Annotated in this window: 13 protein-coding genes; 6 read left to right on the top strand and 7 right to left on the bottom strand. The window is 73.1% G+C overall.

Going from position 1 to position 16,648, the window contains the following annotated elements:
* Positions 1 to 10 precede the first annotated feature (10 nt).
* The 4 genes from KKZ08_RS37495 to KKZ08_RS37480 all read right to left on the bottom strand — a co-directional run bounded on the left by KKZ08_RS37495 (position 11) and on the right by KKZ08_RS37480 (position 4,784).
* The gene (locus KKZ08_RS37495) at positions 11 to 1,480 is read right to left on the bottom strand and encodes an aminotransferase class I/II-fold pyridoxal phosphate-dependent enzyme (protein ID WP_223778686.1); all 1,470 of its coding nucleotides are present in this window, start codon (positions 1,478 to 1,480) and stop codon (positions 11 to 13) included.
* Between the two features lie 78 nt (positions 1,481 to 1,558).
* Entirely contained in the window at positions 1,559 to 2,404 is an 846-nt protein-coding gene (locus tag KKZ08_RS37490) for a SigB/SigF/SigG family RNA polymerase sigma factor (protein WP_223778685.1), read from the bottom strand.
* 318 nt (positions 2,405 to 2,722) lie between these two features.
* On the bottom strand, positions 2,723 to 3,388 hold the full coding sequence (locus KKZ08_RS37485; RefSeq protein WP_223778684.1) for an HAD family hydrolase: 666 nt from the start codon (positions 3,386 to 3,388) through the stop codon (positions 2,723 to 2,725).
* Between the two features lie 70 nt (positions 3,389 to 3,458).
* On the bottom strand, positions 3,459 to 4,784 hold the full coding sequence (locus KKZ08_RS37480; protein ID WP_223778683.1) for a cytochrome P450: 1,326 nt from the start codon (positions 4,782 to 4,784) through the stop codon (positions 3,459 to 3,461).
* A gap of 351 nt (positions 4,785 to 5,135) precedes the next feature.
* Here KKZ08_RS37480 and KKZ08_RS37475 point away from each other — a divergent pair, with 351 nt between their 5' ends.
* Complete coding sequence (locus KKZ08_RS37475; protein WP_223778682.1) at positions 5,136 to 7,943, top strand: BTAD domain-containing putative transcriptional regulator; 2,808 nt, start codon at positions 5,136 to 5,138, stop codon at positions 7,941 to 7,943.
* A gap of 606 nt (positions 7,944 to 8,549) precedes the next feature.
* Here KKZ08_RS37475 and KKZ08_RS37470 read toward each other — a convergent pair.
* Positions 8,550 to 8,816, bottom strand: coding sequence for a hypothetical protein (locus KKZ08_RS37470; RefSeq protein WP_223778681.1), 267 nt, complete (start codon positions 8,814 to 8,816; stop codon positions 8,550 to 8,552).
* Between the two features lie 56 nt (positions 8,817 to 8,872).
* Positions 8,873 to 9,046: a hypothetical protein gene (locus tag KKZ08_RS37465; protein ID WP_223778680.1), complete on the bottom strand. Its 174-nt coding sequence runs from the start codon at positions 9,044 to 9,046 to the stop codon at positions 8,873 to 8,875.
* 213 nt (positions 9,047 to 9,259) lie between these two features.
* On the opposite strand from KKZ08_RS37465, the gene KKZ08_RS37460 reads away from it, so the two are divergent.
* The 5 genes from KKZ08_RS37460 to KKZ08_RS37440 all read left to right on the top strand — a co-directional run bounded on the left by KKZ08_RS37460 (position 9,260) and on the right by KKZ08_RS37440 (position 14,014).
* Positions 9,260 to 10,804 carry a carboxylesterase family protein gene (locus tag KKZ08_RS37460; protein ID WP_223778679.1) on the top strand — a complete coding sequence of 515 codons (1,545 nt, stop codon included), beginning with the start codon at positions 9,260 to 9,262 and terminating at the stop codon, positions 10,802 to 10,804.
* A gap of 113 nt (positions 10,805 to 10,917) precedes the next feature.
* Complete coding sequence (locus KKZ08_RS37455; protein ID WP_223778678.1) at positions 10,918 to 11,118, top strand: DUF4236 domain-containing protein; 201 nt, start codon at positions 10,918 to 10,920, stop codon at positions 11,116 to 11,118.
* Positions 11,119 to 11,297: 179 nt separating this feature from the next.
* Positions 11,298 to 12,557 carry a threonine--tRNA ligase gene (gene thrS, locus KKZ08_RS37450; RefSeq protein ID WP_346657909.1) on the top strand — a complete coding sequence of 420 codons (1,260 nt, stop codon included), beginning with the start codon at positions 11,298 to 11,300 and terminating at the stop codon, positions 12,555 to 12,557.
* A 198-nt stretch (positions 12,558 to 12,755) separates the two neighbouring features.
* Positions 12,756 to 13,655, top strand: a complete 900-nt coding sequence (locus tag KKZ08_RS37445) for an MBL fold metallo-hydrolase (RefSeq protein WP_223778676.1) — start codon at positions 12,756 to 12,758, stop codon at positions 13,653 to 13,655.
* A gap of 80 nt (positions 13,656 to 13,735) precedes the next feature.
* Positions 13,736 to 14,014 carry a hypothetical protein gene (locus tag KKZ08_RS37440; RefSeq protein ID WP_223778675.1) on the top strand — a complete coding sequence of 93 codons (279 nt, stop codon included), beginning with the start codon at positions 13,736 to 13,738 and terminating at the stop codon, positions 14,012 to 14,014.
* Between the two features lie 75 nt (positions 14,015 to 14,089).
* Here KKZ08_RS37440 and KKZ08_RS37435 read toward each other — a convergent pair whose 3' ends face one another.
* Complete coding sequence (locus KKZ08_RS37435; RefSeq protein WP_223778674.1) at positions 14,090 to 16,639, bottom strand: beta-ketoacyl synthase N-terminal-like domain-containing protein; 2,550 nt, start codon at positions 16,637 to 16,639, stop codon at positions 14,090 to 14,092.
* Between the last annotated feature and the right edge of the window lie 9 nt (positions 16,640 to 16,648).

Here is a 16,648-nt window from a genome sequence, read left to right as displayed (position 1 = left end):
GCGGCGGGGCCTACTCGACGACGACCCGCACCGTGTTCAGTTCGCTGTCCTTGGCGTCGGGGAGGTTCATCCCGGCCGCCACACCCGTGCGGAGATAGCGCAGGACAGGCTCGGTGAGCCGCTCGCCGGGCAGTGCCGTGGGGATGCCGGGCGGATACGGGGTCATCATCTCCGCGGCGATGCGGCCCACCGCCTCGGTCACCGGCACGTCCTCGGTGACGCCGAAGAACGCGTCGCGGGGGTGGATCGCCTGCTCCATGCGCAGCTCGTCGGCGGAGGGGACCTCCACCGGCGGTGCGGGGCGCAGGCGCGGGGCGGCGTGGGCCAGCTCGCGTAGGGCCGTGAGCAGCCTGCCGGTCGTCTCGCGGTCGTCGCCGTGGGTGATCTGGGCGCTGATCCTGCGGTGGTCGCTGAGGTGCACGTCCAGACAGTGGTGCTCGCGCAGCCAGTCCGCCGCCCGGTATCCGCTGGTGCCCAGGCCGCTGACCTCGATGACGACCGGCAGGGGGTCGAAGTCCGCGGCGAGTCCGGGTCCGCAGAAGTCGACGCGGTCGTTGACGTGCAGGCCGTCGATCTCCTCGATCGCCGCGCGCGCCTCGGCCGCGAGGTCCAGGGCCCGGCCCATCAGCTCGTGGCCGTGCAGGACCATCTGGCGCCGCCAGCCGTCGAGACCGGCGTAGATCAGGACGGAAGGGCTGGTGGTGCCGAGGAGGTCCGCGCAGTTCTCCAGGTCCTCCGGGTCGATCAGGTCGCCCTGGAGGTGGAAGACGGAGCCCTGTTCCAGACCGCTGCCCATCTTGTGGATGCTCGTGACGCAGACGTCGGCGCCCGCGTCCATCGCCCAGGAGGGCAGGTCGGGGTGGAACGGCAGGTGCGCGCCCCACGCCTCGTCCACGACGAGCGGCCGCGACCGACGGTGGCAGACGTCCGCGACGCTCCTCAGGTCGGCGCAGGCACCGTACGGAGTCGGGCTGGTGACCAGCGCGCCCTTCGCGTCGGGATGGGCGGCGAACGCCGCCTCGAAGGCCTCGGCTCCGGGCGCGTGGGCGAGATGGCGTTTCTCGTCCCACGTCGGCTCGACCCACACCGGCTGGATCCCGGACAGGATCAGCCCGGAGATGACGGACTTGTGCGCGTCCCTGCCGACGAGCAGTTTCGACCCCGGGCCCGCGATAGACAGCATGGCCGCCTTGACCGAGAGCGAACTGCCGCACGTGGAGAAGAAGGTGTGCTCGGCGTGCACGGCGTCCGCCATCAAGTGCTCGGCCCGTTCCAGGACCCCGCCCCGGGTGCGCCGGTCGTCGAGGCCTCCCGAGGCCAGCAGGTCGCCGTGGAACACCGCGTCGCCGAGCACCTCCCGCACGGCCGGATCGGCGCCGCGGGCTTGTTTGTGGCCCGGCGGGGTGAAGCCGATCCGGCCCTTGTCGCGGTATTCGGCGAGAGCTTCCAGTACGGGGGCGCGGGTGTGATCAGGCGACATGGGACACGCGTTCCCTGGAGGCACGCCGTCCAATCCGGGCGTCCGTCAACCGGGCGTAGCGGTCGCCGACCAGGCGGGTCACGCGGCGTGTGCGTGCTCGGCGCCGTCGTTCCCGGCGTCGGCCTCGGCGCGCACGCGGGCGCAGCTGCGGCTGATCAGTCGCGAGACGTGCATCTGCGAGATGCCGAGTTCCTCGGCGATCCGGCTCTGCGTCATGTCCTCGAAGAAGCGCAGGTACAAGATGGTCCGCTCACGTTCCGGCAGCTGCCGCAGGCCTGCCTTGGCCGCCTCGCGGTCGGTGATGCAGTCGTACGCGGGGTCGGGCGCCCCGAGCGTGTCGGCGAGGCTGAAGCCGTCGGGGTCGGCGGAGGAGATCTCGGCGTCCAGCGACAGGGCGCTGTACCCCTCCATGGCCTCCATGCCGTCCTTGACCTCGTCCTCGGTGAGCCCGGCGTGCTCGGCGATCTCGGTGATGCCGGGCTCGGAACCGCTGCCGGGCCGTTCGAGCAGCTCGCGGCGCGCGACACGGACCTTGTTCCGCAGTTCCTGGACGCGCCGGGGCACACGCACGTCCCACATGCGGTCGCGGAAGTGCCGCCGCAGTTCACCCGTGATGGTGGGCACGGCGTAGCTCTCGAAGGCGCCGCGTCCGGGCTCGTACCGGTTGACCGCCTTCACCAGGCCCATCGCGGCGACCTGCTGGAGATCCTCGAGGCTCTCCCCCTTGTTGCGGAAGCGGCCGGCGATCCGGTGCGCCATGGGCAGCCAGGCCTCGACGAGTCCTTCGCACAGGATTTCGCGCTCGGGCCCGTCCTCAAGAGTGGCGAGGCGGGCGAATTCCTCGGCGGTGTCAGGTGCGTCGTTGTGGGGGTGCCGGGTCGCCGTACGACGACGGGCGGAGTAAGCAGTCAGGTCGGTAAGCATCAGAAATTCGCTCCTCAACGGTGCCGAACAGTGACCGCGAGAATCGGAGGCGCCCCGGTGACAGGCATCCACCGGGAGGCAACACACCGCTCCCGCGAACGCGCCTCCGGTCCGAAGCACGTTATCCGCCTGCCCTTCGAACCTGTGGCCAAACAGCCTTCTCGCAAAGCGGCTCGGGGAGTATCTCCGTGCTCATGGGGCACACGCCCCGCGGGGAGCGAAGCGTCGGAACGGCACGTGGACGCAGGCCTCGCCGACCGGCCGCATTGGGGTGCGGCCGGTCGGTCTCCTTCTCTCCCGTCAGACTCTTCCGTCAGGTCATGCCGTGCCGGCGGGGACCTCGGCGTCCAACTGGTGCAGCAGGTCTGCCGGGTTCGCGTACACGGCCGAGGCGCCGGCCTCCTCCAGATCACCGCGGGGAATGCCTCCCGAGAGCAGCGCGATGCTCCGTACGCCCGCCCGGGACGCCGCCCGCATGTCCCATACGGTGTCGCCGATGAACAGGGCCTCGTCCGGACCGCATCCCGCGATGTCCAGGGCGTGCCGCACGGGGTCGGGGGCCGGTTTGCCCGAGGACACGTCGTCGGCGCTCGCGATGCCGACGATCACGTCGTCCGCGTCGATGGCCCGGCGCAGTGCGCCCAGTTCCCCGCCGCCCGCCGAGGTCGCGAGGACGACGCGCCATCCGCGGCCGTCGAAGGCGTGCAGCAGCTCGCGGGCGCCCTCCAGCGCGGGCAGCCGGTCGAAGTACGTGGCGTACAGGGTGCTGTGCGCGGCGCTGATCTCGTCGTCGAGGCCGCGGTCGCGTTCGTCGCCGAGGAGGTGGGCGATGAGGTCGGTCGAGCCGAGGCCGATGGCGTGGTGGATGTCGTGCATGGCGACGTTCTCGCCGGCTTGGCGGAACGCCTCCCACCAGGTGGTCACATGGAGGTGATTGGTGTCGGCGAGGGTTCCGTCGACATCGAACAGCGCGGCACGCGCCATGGCTTCACACCGTTCTTTCCGGGGTGTCGGTTCTTTCCGGGGTGTCGGTCGGGGCGGTCATCGGGGCGGCTCATCGAGGGAGTTCATCGGGGCTCATCAGGGCGGGTGCGCGTACGTCCGTGATGACGAAGCCGCTGCGGGGCCTGGTCGGCACCCGGTGCAGCGGGATCCGCAGATCCTGTTCGGGCACCCGGTAGTCGAGCCGCGCGAGGCGCGGCAGCAGCGTGGTCAGCACCGCCAGGGTGACGTCCTCGCCCGGGCAGCGGTGCCCGGCGGAGGCATCGCCGCCGCCCTGGGGGACGAGTTCGTCGCGGCCCGGTTCGCGGCCGACGAACCGCTCGGGGTCGAACGTGTACGGCGCCTCCCACAGCCCCGGGTCGTGGTTCTGCCCGTAGAGGTCGAGCAGGATCATGGAGCCTTCGGCGATGCGCTCGCCGTGCCAGTCCAGGTCGCTCGGGGCGAGGCCGGCGACGAAGGGCGCGAAGGGGTAGAAGCGCCGCACCTCATGGGCGAACGCGCGGGCATAGCCCTCGCCCTCGGTGGCCAGCCGCTCGCGCAGGTCCGGGTGCCGGTGCAGCGCGTGCGCGCCGAAGACCGCGAACCAGGTGACGGCGACGGTCGGGCGCAGGACGTTGAGGAGTTCGACGGCGGCCGTGCGGGGGTCGAGCAGCCGCCCGTCGGCCTCCCGGTGGGCGGCCACGGTCTCGGCCACGGACGGCGGGTGCGAGGCCTCGTGGCCGGGCGACCGGATGTCCTCGATCAGGCGGGCGAGCCGCTCCTCCTGCCGCTTGCGGGCGCGCCGCGCCTTCCAGTGGCGGGGTCCCGCGGTGGCGAATCCGTCGACCATGGCCACGAGGTCGTGTGCGGTCCGGTGCGCTTCGTCGTCCGGGTGCCGGTCCTCAGGATGCTCGGCGTGCAGGTGCTCACCGTCGGGATGCCCGGCGCCCGGGTGCCGCGTCAGGGGGACGCCCGCCCAGGCGCAGACGGCTCGCGTGATCAGGAGGCTCACCTCGTCGAAGAGCGTCACGTGGGACCGGTCGGCCCACTCCTTGCCGGCCCGCTCCCATTCTTCGGCGACCCGCTCCGCCAACGCGGTGACCGCGGTGGCGTCCTTGAGCGCCGACACGAACATGGCCTTGCGCCCACGGTGCTCCTCCCCGTCCAGGGTGTGCACCGCGCCCTTGCCGAAGAGCGTACTCAGGACGGGCTCGGGCAGAGCCGCGCGGCGGCGCACGTGCTTCTCGTCGTAGAAGAAGGGGACGGCCTCCGGACCGCGCAGCGCGATGGCGGGCTTGCCCATCAGACGGGTGCGCACGGGCCCCGGCCCCTTGCGGCGGGTGAGGTCGGGGAGCCACGCGTAGCCCTGGGCGAGGAGCGGCAGCGTGTGGTCCAGCATGAGGTCCTCCTGGTGGAAAAGACGCAGGCCGTCGGCATGTGGGGGCGGTGGCCCTCCTCGAATCCTGACCGAACCAGGACCCGCATGCATTTCCCCGGCCGGCGCACGACTCGGTCACGTGCCCGCCGGTCGCCTCTCGGTGATCAACGGGTCACGGGGATCCGTGTGCCCCGAAGTCACCCTGACAAATCTGCCCTTTCCGTCCGCATCCCGGTCCTTTCCGCACCGCCCATTCCGCGCTCATCCGGGCCTGGTGGGCCTGGTGGGCCTGGTGGGCCGCCCGCGGTCGGCGGTGGGACACGTGTACGGCTCCGGTAATCTGGATCTTTTCCCGCAGGAGGAGTTGCACCAGTGGAGTTCCGGCTGCTCGGAGCGGTTTCCGTGGCCACTGAGGTCGGTGTGTTGCCGCTCGGTCCCGCCAAGCGGCGCAGCCTGCTCGCCGCGCTGTTGCTGCGGCCCAACCATCCCGTTCCGGTGGAGCAGTTGACGGCCGCGCTGTGGGACCAGGAGCCGCCGGCGCGGGCCCGTGGTGTCATCCAGGGCCATGTGTCGCGGCTGCGGGTGCTGCTCGCGGGCGCCGAGGCCGAGATGTTCGGCGTCGAACTCGTCACCCAGGGCACGGCGTACGTCCTGCGGATGCCGGAGTCGCTGCTGGACGCCCACCGCTTCGAGGAGCTGGTGACGCTGGCCCGCGGTCAGCGGGTGCCCGCCGACGCCGTGGCCATGTATCAGGAGGCGTTGTCGCTGTGGCAGGGGCCCGCGCTGACCGGCGCGTATCCCAGTCAGCCGCTGCAAGCCGCCGCCCAGGCGCTGGAGGAGCTGCGGCTGGCCTCCGTGGAGTCGCTGGCCGGGGCCTACGCGCGCATGGGCGAGCACGCGCGGGCCGCCGCCGTGCTGCGGGCGGAAGCCGGCGTCCATCCGCTGCGTGAGTCGCTGTCGGCAGCGCTGATGAGGGCGCTGCAGCGGGCGGGGCGGCGGACCGAGGCGCTCGACTGGTTCCACCGCACCCGGCGGCTGCTCGCCGACGAGCTGGGCGTCGACCCCGGCCGGGAGCTGGCCGACGCCTACGCGGCCGCGTTGCGCGGGACGGGCGAGGAGGAGGATCCGGGTGGCCCGGGTTCGGGTTCGGGTTCGGGCTCGGGTTCGGGCTCGGGCTCGGGTTCGGGTGAGATCGACGGTGAGCGCATGGAGGCTGCGGTGAGGAGCGCCATGGCGGCGGCTCCTCCTCCCCCGGTGGCCACCGCGCCGCCGGTCGACCTGCTGCCTCGTATGCCCCGAGGTTTCCACGGGCGGGGCGGGGAGCTGACCGCGCTGTCCCGGGCCGCCGCCGGTGAAGCGCCCGTCTGTCTGGTCACCGGGCCCGCGGGCGTCGGCAAGACGGCGCTGGTGACGCACTGGGCGCACCGCAACCGCGAGCAGTTTCCCGGCGGTCTGCTCTACGCCGACCTGCGCGGCTTCAGCGAGACCGGAGAGCCGGCCCTGCTGGAGGTGCTGCGTGAGTTCCTGCTGGCGCTGGGGGTCGCGCCGCGCCGGATACCGGAGTCGGCCGGCGCCGCGTCCGCGCTGTTCCGCTCCCTGTGCGCCGAGCGGCAGTTGCTGGTCGTCCTCGACAACGCGCGGGCGTCCGAGCAGGTCAGGGAGTTGCTGCCGGGCGGTGCCCGCTGCGTCACCGTCGTCACGAGCCGGTACCGGCTGCGCGGCCTGATCGCCTCCGACGCCGCGCGTCCCGTACCCGTCGACGTGCTCGAACCGGAGGACAGCACCGCCCTGCTCGCCGCGGTGCTCGGCCCGGAGCGGGTGCTCGCGGAGGAGGTGGCCGCGCGGCGCCTCGCCGAGTTGTGCGGTGGGCTTCCGCTCGCACTGCGGGTGGCCGCCGCGCGGCTCGCGGACCAGCCGGAGTCACCGCTGAGCGCGATGTGCGCCGAACTGTCCGACGAATCCCGTCGGTTGAGCCTCCTGGACGTGGAGGACACCGGCGTGGGCGCCGCGCTGCGGCTCACGGTGCGCCGTCTCCCGGCGGACACGGCGCGGCAGTTCGCCCACCTCGGGCGCCATCCGGGCGTGTACGTCGACCGGTACGCGGCGGCCGCCCTCGCCGACACCGACCCGGCGACCGCCGAGGCTGCGCTGGACAAGCTCACCGCCGCGCACCTCGTCGTGCGGGCGGGGCCGGACCGCTGGACGCTGCACGATCTCGTACGGCTGTACGCGCGTGACCTGGATGCCGGGGCGGAGGCCCTGCCGCGCGTGCTCGACCTGACCGTGGCGACCGCGCTGGCCGCCGCCGACGCGGCCGAGCCCGGCGACGAGTCCTGCTTCACCCTGCCCGCGGACTTCCGCCCGCCGCGGGCCCTGCGGGAGTTCGCCGACCGTGAGCGGGCCATGGCCTGGTACGCGGCCGAGCGCGACGACCTGACACTGGCGGCCGCCGCGGCGGACTCCGCGGGGCTGCACGGCAGGACGTGGCGGATCGTCCTCGGGATGTGGCCGCAGATCGTATGGCGGGTGCGGGACGGGTGGACTCCCCTGCTCCGTACGGCGTTGGAGGCGGCGCGGGCCGACGGTGACCCGCGCGCCGAGTCGCGGGTCCTGGCCCTGCTGGGGTGGGTGCTGACCGAGGAGGGCCGCGTCGACGAGGCGCTGGTCCACCTGGAGGCCGCGCCGGTGCTCGCCGCGCGGGCACGGGACACGCGCGGCGAGGCGACCGCGCTGATCAACCTGTCGCTCGCCCAGGCGGCGCTCGGCAGCCCGGACGAGGCGGCCGAGGGGTGCGCGCTGGCGGCGGAGCTCGCGCACAGCGTCGGCGACCGGCACACCGAGCGCCTCGCCCTGTGCCATCTCGCCCGGCATCGGCTGGACGCCAGGGAGTGGCAGGCGGCCCACGAGACGGCCGTCGCCGCGCTGGACCTCGAAGGCCCTTCGGAGGCGTCGGCGGCGGCCCGCGTGCTGCTGCTCACCGCGATCGGGGAGGCCCTGCTGGGCATGGGCGACGAGACCGAGGGGATCCGCCGCCTGGAGAGCGCGGCGCTGGAGGCGGAGACGTGCGGCTACGACGACGGCGCGGTACGGGCCCTCGGCGCGTTGCTCCGCGTCTCGGCGGACGCGGGGCTCCAGGCGCGGTACGACACGGCGATGGTACGGCTCATGGCCCGCACGTGACGGCTCGCCGCCGGGGCCGGGCGGTGCCCTGCCGGCGGCGGAAGCGGTGCGGTCCGGTCGGGGTGGCGCGGGCGGAGATCCGGCTCCTGGCCGACCGCTGCCGCCCGGTCACGCGGTGCGTCCGGAGGTGAGGCCGGGCGGCGCGCACGGCAGGTTCGGAGGTCCGGCCGGACGGCATGCACGGTGGCCCCGGACGCTCGGCGAGCGGCATGCACGGGGGGAGGTCCGACTGTACGGCCGGGCGGCATGCACGGTGAGCCCTGAGGTACGGCCAGGCTGCACGCACGGTGGCCCCGGACGTTTGGCGGGCGGCATGCACGGGGCCCTGAGGTACGGCCGGACGGCATGCACGGGGGCCCTGAGGTACGGCCGAACGGCGCGCACGGTGAGCCCTGAGGTACGGCCTGGCGACATGCGCGGTGGGCCCGGACGCTCGGCCGGGCGACGTGGACGGTGGGCCCGGTTGTATAGGACCCGCCCGCCGCACTGCCGGCCCGCAACATGTGGCTCTGCGGCGTGCGCCCGCCATGCCCGCGTATGCCGGCTCCGCGATCGGCGGTGCCGTACTTCGCACGCCTTGCCCGACGTACCCGGGTGGCGCTCCCCTCAGGCCTCGTGCGAGCCGCGGGGGGCGTTCTCCGTGAGCTGCCGGTTCACCTCTCGGGTCTGCTCGGCCAGGTCGCGGGTCCTCGCCTCCGCCTCGTCGGCGCGGGCGTTGATGCGGGCGATGTCCTCCTCGATGACCTTCAGGGCCAGCTCGGCCGCGGCCCCCGCCTCCTGCGGGGGCAGGTCCTCGGGGAGGTCCGCCAGCGCGCTCCTGACCGCGGGGATGCCGCCGCGGTCGTGGATCTCTTTCCAGAACTCGTAGTCCATGGCCTCATCCTGGCCGATCGGCCGCCCTCGGCGCGAAACGGTGCCCCGGGGCCGGATCAGGACGCGGGCTCCGCGGGCACGTTCCCGCGGGGCGGGGTGCTGAAGTCGAGTACGTCCTGCGCCGTCTGCTGGGTCTCCTCCGCGGCCTTGCGAGCCGTGGCGAGGACGTCGCCGTGCTCCTGGACGAGGGTTTCATAGATCGGCGCCTGGGCGGCGTCATTGGCCGGCATGACCTGCGACTCCTTGTTCGGTGACGGTGTGGTTCGGGTCGGCCGTGGGTGGCCGACCCGCGACCTTACGCGAACTCGGTGCGCGATGGGCACCCGACCCCGATCATGAGTTCGGGCCTTGTGACCACTTTCACAGGACGAGGAAACAGGACGAAGAAATTGAGTTGTCCGTTTCGGGGGCCGCCGTGAGGATGGGCCGGGAAGATCGACGACGTGACGAGGCACCCCATGTTCACCACCGTCCCCACCACGGCGGGCCCGGTACGCACCTTCCGCGTGGCGGGCGAGGTCACCGCGTTCTCGGGCATCCCCTACGCGGCTCCGCCCTTCGGTCCGCGCCGACTGCGGCCGCCCGAGGCGCCGGAGCCGTGGGCGGGGGTGAGGGACGCGTTCAGCCCCGGTCCGCCCGCGCCCCAGCCGGGCTATCTCCCCGCAATGGCCGGCCTGCTGGCGGACGCGGGAGAGCCGGGCGAGGACTGCCTCAGCGTCAACGTATGGACGCCGGCACCGGGCCGTACCGGAGGGCGGCTGCCGGTCATGGTCTGGATCCACGGCGGCGCGTTCCGCAACGGGGCCGGTTCCCTGCCCACCTATGACGGGACACGCCTCGCCGCCGACGGCGTCGTGTGCGTCACCCTCAACTACCGCCTCGGCGCGGAAGGTTTCCTGCTGCTGCCCGACGGCACGGCCAACCTCGGTCTCCTGGACCAGATCGCCGCGCTGGAATGGGTGCGGGACAACATCGCCGGGTTCGGCGGCGACCCGGACAACGTCACCGTCTTCGGCCAGTCCGCGGGCGCCATCAGCATCACGGCGCTGATGACCATGCCGCGGGCCCGCGGGCTGTTCCGCCGTGCGATCACGCAGAGCGGGGCCGGGCACCACAGCCATCCAAAGAGCGTCGCACGGCGCGTCACCGAGCGGCTGGCCGCCCTCGCCGGGGCCGAGCCGACGCGCGAGGGGCTGGCCGCCGTACCGCCCGAGCGGCTCGTCGCCGCCGACAGCGCGCTCGGCCGGGAGATCGCGCGGGCCGAGGACCCCGGGCTGTGGGGCGAGTCGGCGGGCGGCGGCACCACGGTGCTGCCCGTGGTGGACGGGGCCACCCTGCCCGAGCGGCCCATCGACGCCCTCGCCGGCGGGACCGGCGCGGACATCGATCTCCTCACGGGTACGACCACCGAGGAGTTCCGTCTCTTCCTCGTCCCCCTGGGGATCGCGCCGCGCGTCACGGACGGCGTGCTGCACGGCCTCCTCGCCGGGCTCGGCCTCGACGACCCCGCCAAGGCCCGCGCCGTCTACGCGGCCACACGTCCGGACGCCGCCCCCGGCGACCTGCTCTCCGCGGCCATGACCGACCACGCCTATCGCATCCCCGCACTCCGGGTGGCCGAGGCCCGGGCGGCGCTCGGTGCGCGGACCTACGTGTACGAGTTCGCGTGGCCCACGCCCGCCCTGGACGGCGCTCTGGGCGCCTGCCACCTGGCGGACGTCGGCTTCGTCTTCGGCAACCTCTGTGACCCGCTCCTCGGCCCCGACGCCCCGCAGGACCTCTCCCGTCGGATGCGCGAGGCGTGGATCTCGTTCGCCGGGACCGGGCGCCCGGACGCCCCGGGCTGCGCCCTGCCGCCCTGGCCCGCCTACGGCGAGCGGCGGTCCGTCATGCGGCTGGGCGATGACGCGCCCGCCGTACACGAGGATCCGGCGGCCGACACGCGCCGCCTCTGGGAGGGTCTGCGGCTCCCCCTGCCCGACAAGTAGCGGGGTGCCCCAACCCCCTTACGCCGAGGGTTCTTTCGGGGGCCGCATACGTCGGCGCGCGCGTGAGGTGCCGCCCCGGTCGGGTACCCGTGGCGGGACGCTAGGAGGAGTCCATGCCACTCACGTTCCGCAAGAGTTTCCGGATACTTCCCGGGGTGCGTCTGAACATCAACAAGCGCTCCTGGTCCCTCACCACCGGCGGCCACCACGGCCCCCGCCGGACCCACAGCAGCACGGGCCGGCGTACGACCTCGATGGATCTGCCCGGCCCCTTCGGCTGGCGCCGTACGACGCGGCGGGGCGGGCGCAGGTGACGTACGGCGTCCGACGTACGTCATTAATCGATTTCGCGACAGAGGCAGCCCTGTTACGGTCGTCCGCATGAAGCGCGCCGCGATGAGGACGACGACGCCGGAGAGTGTCCCGGCGCGCTGACCGATGTCTCAGTCCGAAGCCCCGGGGCAGGTGCCCCGGGGCTTCGGCATGGGGTCACTTGCCCGCTTTCCGCGAGGAGACCACCATGCACGACCACCGCAGACTCGGCCGCGAACTCGGCCTGTTCGGCACCGATCCGCTGATCGGCGCGGGCCTGCCGTACTGGCTGCCGGACGGCGCCGCCGTTCGGCACGCGCTGGAGGAGTACATCCGGGACACCGAACGGCGGGCCGGATACCGGCACGTGTACTCGCCGGTGCTCGGCAAGCGGGAGTTGTATGAGATCTCCGGGCACTGGTCGCACTACAGCGACGACATGTTCCCGCCCATGGACGTGGGCGGCGAGCAGATCGTGCTGCGGCCGAGCCTGTGTCCGCACCATGCGGTGATCTACCGTTCCCGCTCCCACAGCTACCGCGAGCTTCCGCTGCGCATGGCCGAGCTCGGCGGCATGTACCGCGCCGAACTCTCCGGCGTCCTCGGCGGGTTGAACCGGGTACGGAGCATCCACCTCAACGACGCGCACATCTTCTGCACCCTGGACCAGGTCGCCGACGAGGCGCGGGCCGCTCTGGAGATGATCCGCCGCGCGTACGAGGCGCTCGGCATCCGCCCGGCGCGCCTGCGGCTCTCGCTGCCTGGCCCCGGAGGCAAGTACGTCGCCGATCCCGGGAAGTGGCGGCGCTCCACCGCCTTGCTGGCCGAGGTACTCGACGGCTGCGGCCTGGCGTACGAGGCCGTCGAGGGTGAGGCCGCGTTCTACGGTCCCAAGATCGACGTGCAGGTCGCCGACGGGGCGGGCCGGGAGTCGACCCTCTCCACCGTCCAGGTCGACTTCCACCAGCCCGAGCGGTTCGGCCTGCACTACATCGGCGCGGACGGCGCGAAGCACCGCCCGGTGATGGTCCACCGCAGCGTCATCGGCAGCGTCGAGAGAGCCGTCGCGCACCTCGTCGAGGAGCACGGCGGCGCCTTCCCCGCCTGGCTCGCACCCACCCAGCTGGTGGTTCTTCCGGTCTCCGAGGCCCAACTCCCGGAAGCGGAGGTCACCTTGCGGCGGTGTGCCGAGCTCGGGCTGCGCGCAGAGATGGCCGGTCCCGAGCACGGCAGCCTCGGCGCCCGTGTCCGGGCCGCCCGGCTCGTGCCCTACCAGCTGGTCATCGGGGCGAAGGAGGCCGCCGATGGCCGTGTCGCCCTGCGGCTGCGGGACGGGCGGCGCGTCGACGCACTGCCGGTCGAGGAGGTCCTGGACCGCGTCCGGGCGCTGATCGGGGCGCACCGGGCCGAGCTGTGGGGCAGGGAGCCTGTGCCGTCCTGACATAGGGGCAGGAGGGAGGGGCGCCCGGAGCGTGTGCTTGGCATGCACGCGCCAATGGCGCTCCACCTGGCCGCACTCGGCGAGAGGCGCTCAGGGCCGGGGAAACAAGGGCGCGACCCCCTTCCACTTCGGTCCCGCCCCGGGATACCCCTGGTGGGAGAGACCCGGTCCACTCCCCCGCAGGAAGCGAGTCACACCGTGAACGACGCCCCCGCCGCCCAGCCCCCGGCCTCCGGTTGGTACGTGGACGATCGCTGCACGAACTGCGACGTCGCCCGGCAGCTCGCGCCCGACCTGATCCATGAGGTCGACGGCCGTTCCGAGCTCCTCCGCCAGCCGCGCGACGCGGCGGAGGAACGCCGCGTCCACGCCGCCGCGTTCGCCTGTCACACCCGCTCCATCCGGCCCGCCTCCGGTCGGCTGGACGAGCGGTGGGACCCCTACCCCCTGCCGATCGACGACACGGTCCTGTTCTGCGGGCACAACTCCACTCGTAACGCGGGCGCCAACTCCTACCTCCTGCGCCGCCCTTCGGGGACGCTGATGATGGTCGACACCCCGCGCTGGAGCGAAGCGCTGGCCGCCCGGTACGAGCGGATCGGTCCCGTCACCGACGTACTCCTCACCCACCGCGACCACGCCGCCCATGGCCGCCGCTACGCCGACCGCTTCAAGGCCCGGCTCTGGATCCACGAGGGAGACCTGGACGCCGCGCCCGGCGCCGACCGCGTTCTGCGGGCCACGGAGAGCGTCGAGATCGGCGACGGCGTCCTCGCCCATCCGCTGCCGGGCCACACCCGGGGCAGCGTGCTGTACGTCGCCGACGAGCGGTACTGCTTCAGCGGCGACAGCTTCTACTGGTCGCGTTCGGCGGGCGACATCGAGGTGGCCGAGAGCGTCACCTGGTACTCCATCGAGGAACTGGCGGCCTCGTTGGCCCGCACGGCCGAACGGCTCCGTTTCGAGTGGCTGCTGCCCGGACACGGTGACCGCAAGCACCTGCCGGCCGACGAAATGGCGGCCCGCATGCGGTCGTTGACCGCGCGGACGGCGACGCTGCGGCCCCGCCCGGTGGACTTCACGGCCGTACGCTGGTGACCTCCGAAAGGAGGACGCGACGGCCCGCGCCAGGGCGGCGAGAACATGCGGCGGACGCCACTCCTGTCTAGCGTCGTCGCATGAGGACTGATCCCCAGCGCTACGAGATTCTGCTGGTTCCCGAGTTCGCCGGGGACGGCACGGCCACCGGCGACACCCGCGGGGCCCTGCGTTCGGCCGTCGTGGTGGCCACCGGCGAGACCGGCGCCTCCGGCTACCCCCGCTACGTGGGGGACGGCATGGAGGCCGACATCGACCCCGCGACGCGCTCCGTCGAGGCCCTGCTCGTCGACGGGGCCGAGCTGGACTACGGCCTCTCGCCACGGGTCGCGGACCCCGAAAACGGCGCGGACGGCTGAGCCCGCGGGCGGATGCCCGCGGGCTCGCTCACCGCTCATCGGAGGCGGCGGCCGGTCACCGGACGGCGCGAGCGGTCACGACGTCCCGGGGCGGCGCGCCGCGGCCCGCTGGGCACGGCGGGACAGCCGTCCCTCGGCGGCGGGGGCGGGCGCCGCCGCCGTCTCCTGGCCGATGCCCAGTTCGCCGCAGAGGTCGGCCACGAACGAACGCACCGTGGGGTACTCGACGAACGCCGAGGAACGCACCGGGTGGGCGAGTTCGTCACCGAGCTTGGCGATGACCTCGATGAGGATCAGCGAGTCCAGGCCCATGTCGAACAGGTTGGTGTCCAGGTCCACGGTCCGCGGGTCCGGGGCGCCGAGCACCGCGGCGATCTCCTGCCGGATGAAGCCGGTGAGCAGGGCGGTCTTCTCCGCGTCCGTGCGCCCTTCGAAGCGGTCCCGCAGGGTCTCGACCGCGGGCCGCGCGGCCGGTGCCGTGCTGTCGTGCGGCTCGATCCAGTGCCGCTGGTGGTCGAAGGGGGAGCTGGGGAGCGGCACCCGGCGCACCCGCTCGCCCTCGTGGAACGCCGCCCAGTCGACCTCCTGGCCCGCCGTCCACAGCCGTCCGAGGACGTCCAGGAGGAATGCCGTGCCGACGGCCGACGCCTCGGGCAGCAAGGGCAGGGCGGGCCTGCCGTGCGCGGCGGCGTGCTGGGCGCCGGTCCGCTCCAGGAGGCGCAGCGCCGCGTCCGGGAGCTCCGTGCGGTCCGCGGCGACCACCGGGGTCCGGATGCCCCAGCCGGCCAGTGTCCGCAGCGTGGCGTACTGCACGGCGAAGGCCGCCAGGGGACTCCGTGCGCCGAGCAGTTCGGCGGCGCCGCCCGGCGTACCGAGGTCGGCGGCGCACTGGTCGAAGTGCGCGCGGAAGGCGGGGTTCTCCTCGTACAGCGCGGCGGCGTGCCCTGGGGCGTGCTCGCGCGCGTCGCCGGGGAGCAGTTCGAGGACCGGCTGTTCGGCGGTGGGGTCGCCGGCCAGCAGGCGGCTCTCGTCGCCGAGGGCCAGGGCGAGCGCCGCGTCCCGTACGCCGGTGGCGACGAGCGCGCGCCGGTAGGTGTGGACGCGCCGCCCGACCGCGAGGGTGTGGGACACGGCGGGCAGGTCGAGGTCGCGGTGCTGGCGCAGGTGACGGGCCAGCTCGGCGGTCGCGGCATCGAGGAGGGCCGGAGTGCGGGCGGAGAGCACGAGGAGCCGCGGGCGGGTGTCGGGGTCGGGCGCGGTGCGCGGCGCGGGGGGTTCCTCGACGATCACGTGGGCGTTCGTGCCGCCGATGCCGAAGGAGCTGACGCCGGCCCGGCGCGGTGTCGGCCCCGCGGGCCACTCCTTGGTCTCGGTGCCGACGTAGAAGGGGCCGGCCGCGAAATCGATCTCGGGGTTGGGCGAGTCGAAGTAGAGGCTCGGGACCAGGGTGCGGTTCTTCAGCATCAGGACCGTCTTGATCAGGCCCGCCATGCCGGCGGCCGTGTCCAGGTGGCCGACGTTGGTCTTGACGGAGCCGATCGCGCAGGAGGCCTGGGCGAGCGGTTCGCCGTCGCGGCCGAACGCCTGGTTCAGCGCGGCGATCTCGATGGGGTCGCCGAGCGGGGTCGCGGTGCCGTGCGTCTCCACGTACGAGATCGTCTCGGGGGCGCAGTCGGCGATCTGCTGTGCCTCGGCGACGACGGCGGCCTGTCCCTGCACGCTCGGCGCGGTGTATCCGGTCTTGTCCGAGCCGTCGTTGTTGACGGCCGTGCCCTTGATGACGGCGTGCACGGTGTCGCCGTCGGCCAGCGCGTCGCTCAGGCGCTTGAGGACCACGACGCCGACGCCGTTGCCGATGACGGTGCCCTGGGCCTTGGCGTCGAAGGCCCGGCAGTGCCCGTCGGGCGAGAAGATCATGCCCTCGTGGTGGAGGTAGCCCTCACCCTGCTCGGCCTGGATGTGGGCGGCGCCCGCCAGCGCCATGGTGCAGTCGCCGGAGAGCAGGCTGAGGCAGGCGAGGTGCACGGCGACCAGGGAGGTCGAGCAGGCGGTGTTGGTGCTGACGCTCGGGCCCCGCAGGTTCAGCTTGTACGAGGTGCGGGTGGCGACGAAGTCCTTGTCGTTGGTGATCATCATGCGGTAGCGGTCGACGGACGACGCGGTGCGGTAGCGCTCGCCGAGATTGTGCAGCAGGTAGGTGTTCATGCCGACGCCCGCGTAGACGCCGATCTGCTGTTCGTCGCGCTGCGGGTCGTATCCGGCCTGCTCCAGGGCCTCAAGGGCGCACTCCAGGAACTGGCGCTGCTGCGGGTCGATCAGCTCCGCCTCGTCCCGGGTGATGCCGAAGAGCCCGGCGTCGAACTTGTCGGCGTCCTCCACCACCTGACCGGCTTTCACATACCGCTCATCGGCGAGGAGTTGTTCGCTCACTCCGGCCTCGCGCAGCTGCTCGTCGGAGAAGTAGGTGAGGGTCTCGCGGCCCTCGCTGAGCACGCGCCAGAACTTGTCGGGAGTGTCGGCGCCGGGGAACCGGCAGGCGAGACCGACGATCGCGATGTCCGCGTCCCTGACCTCGGGGTCCGCCTGCTCCTGCCGTATGCCCTGCTCTGTTCGCTGGTCGTTCATCTCTTCTCC

The organism is Streptomyces sp. 135 (assembly GCF_020026305.1).
Lineage (GTDB): Bacteria > Actinomycetota > Actinomycetes > Streptomycetales > Streptomycetaceae > Streptomyces.
Note: the sequence above shows the minus strand (reverse complement) of the source record. Positions and strands in the feature narration are given on the sequence as shown.

Excerpts from the sequence above, each read along its gene's own strand:
- KKZ08_RS37495 (WP_223778686.1), bottom strand. The coding sequence starts at position 1,480 with ATGTCGCCTGATCACACCCGCGCCCCCGTACTGGAAGCTCTCGCCGAA.
- KKZ08_RS37490 (WP_223778685.1), bottom strand. The coding sequence starts at position 2,404 with ATGCTTACCGACCTGACTGCTTACTCCGCCCGTCGTCGTACGGCGACC.
- KKZ08_RS37485 (WP_223778684.1), bottom strand. The coding sequence starts at position 3,388 with ATGGCGCGTGCCGCGCTGTTCGATGTCGACGGAACCCTCGCCGACACC.
- KKZ08_RS37480 (WP_223778683.1), bottom strand. The coding sequence starts at position 4,784 with ATGCTGGACCACACGCTGCCGCTCCTCGCCCAGGGCTACGCGTGGCTC.
- KKZ08_RS37470 (WP_223778681.1), bottom strand. The coding sequence starts at position 8,816 with ATGGACTACGAGTTCTGGAAAGAGATCCACGACCGCGGCGGCATCCCC.
- KKZ08_RS37465 (WP_223778680.1), bottom strand. The coding sequence starts at position 9,046 with ATGCCGGCCAATGACGCCGCCCAGGCGCCGATCTATGAAACCCTCGTC.
- KKZ08_RS37455 (WP_223778678.1), top strand. The coding sequence starts at position 10,918 with ATGCCACTCACGTTCCGCAAGAGTTTCCGGATACTTCCCGGGGTGCGT.
- KKZ08_RS37440 (WP_223778675.1), top strand. The coding sequence starts at position 13,736 with ATGAGGACTGATCCCCAGCGCTACGAGATTCTGCTGGTTCCCGAGTTC.
- KKZ08_RS37435 (WP_223778674.1), bottom strand. The coding sequence starts at position 16,639 with ATGAACGACCAGCGAACAGAGCAGGGCATACGGCAGGAGCAGGCGGAC.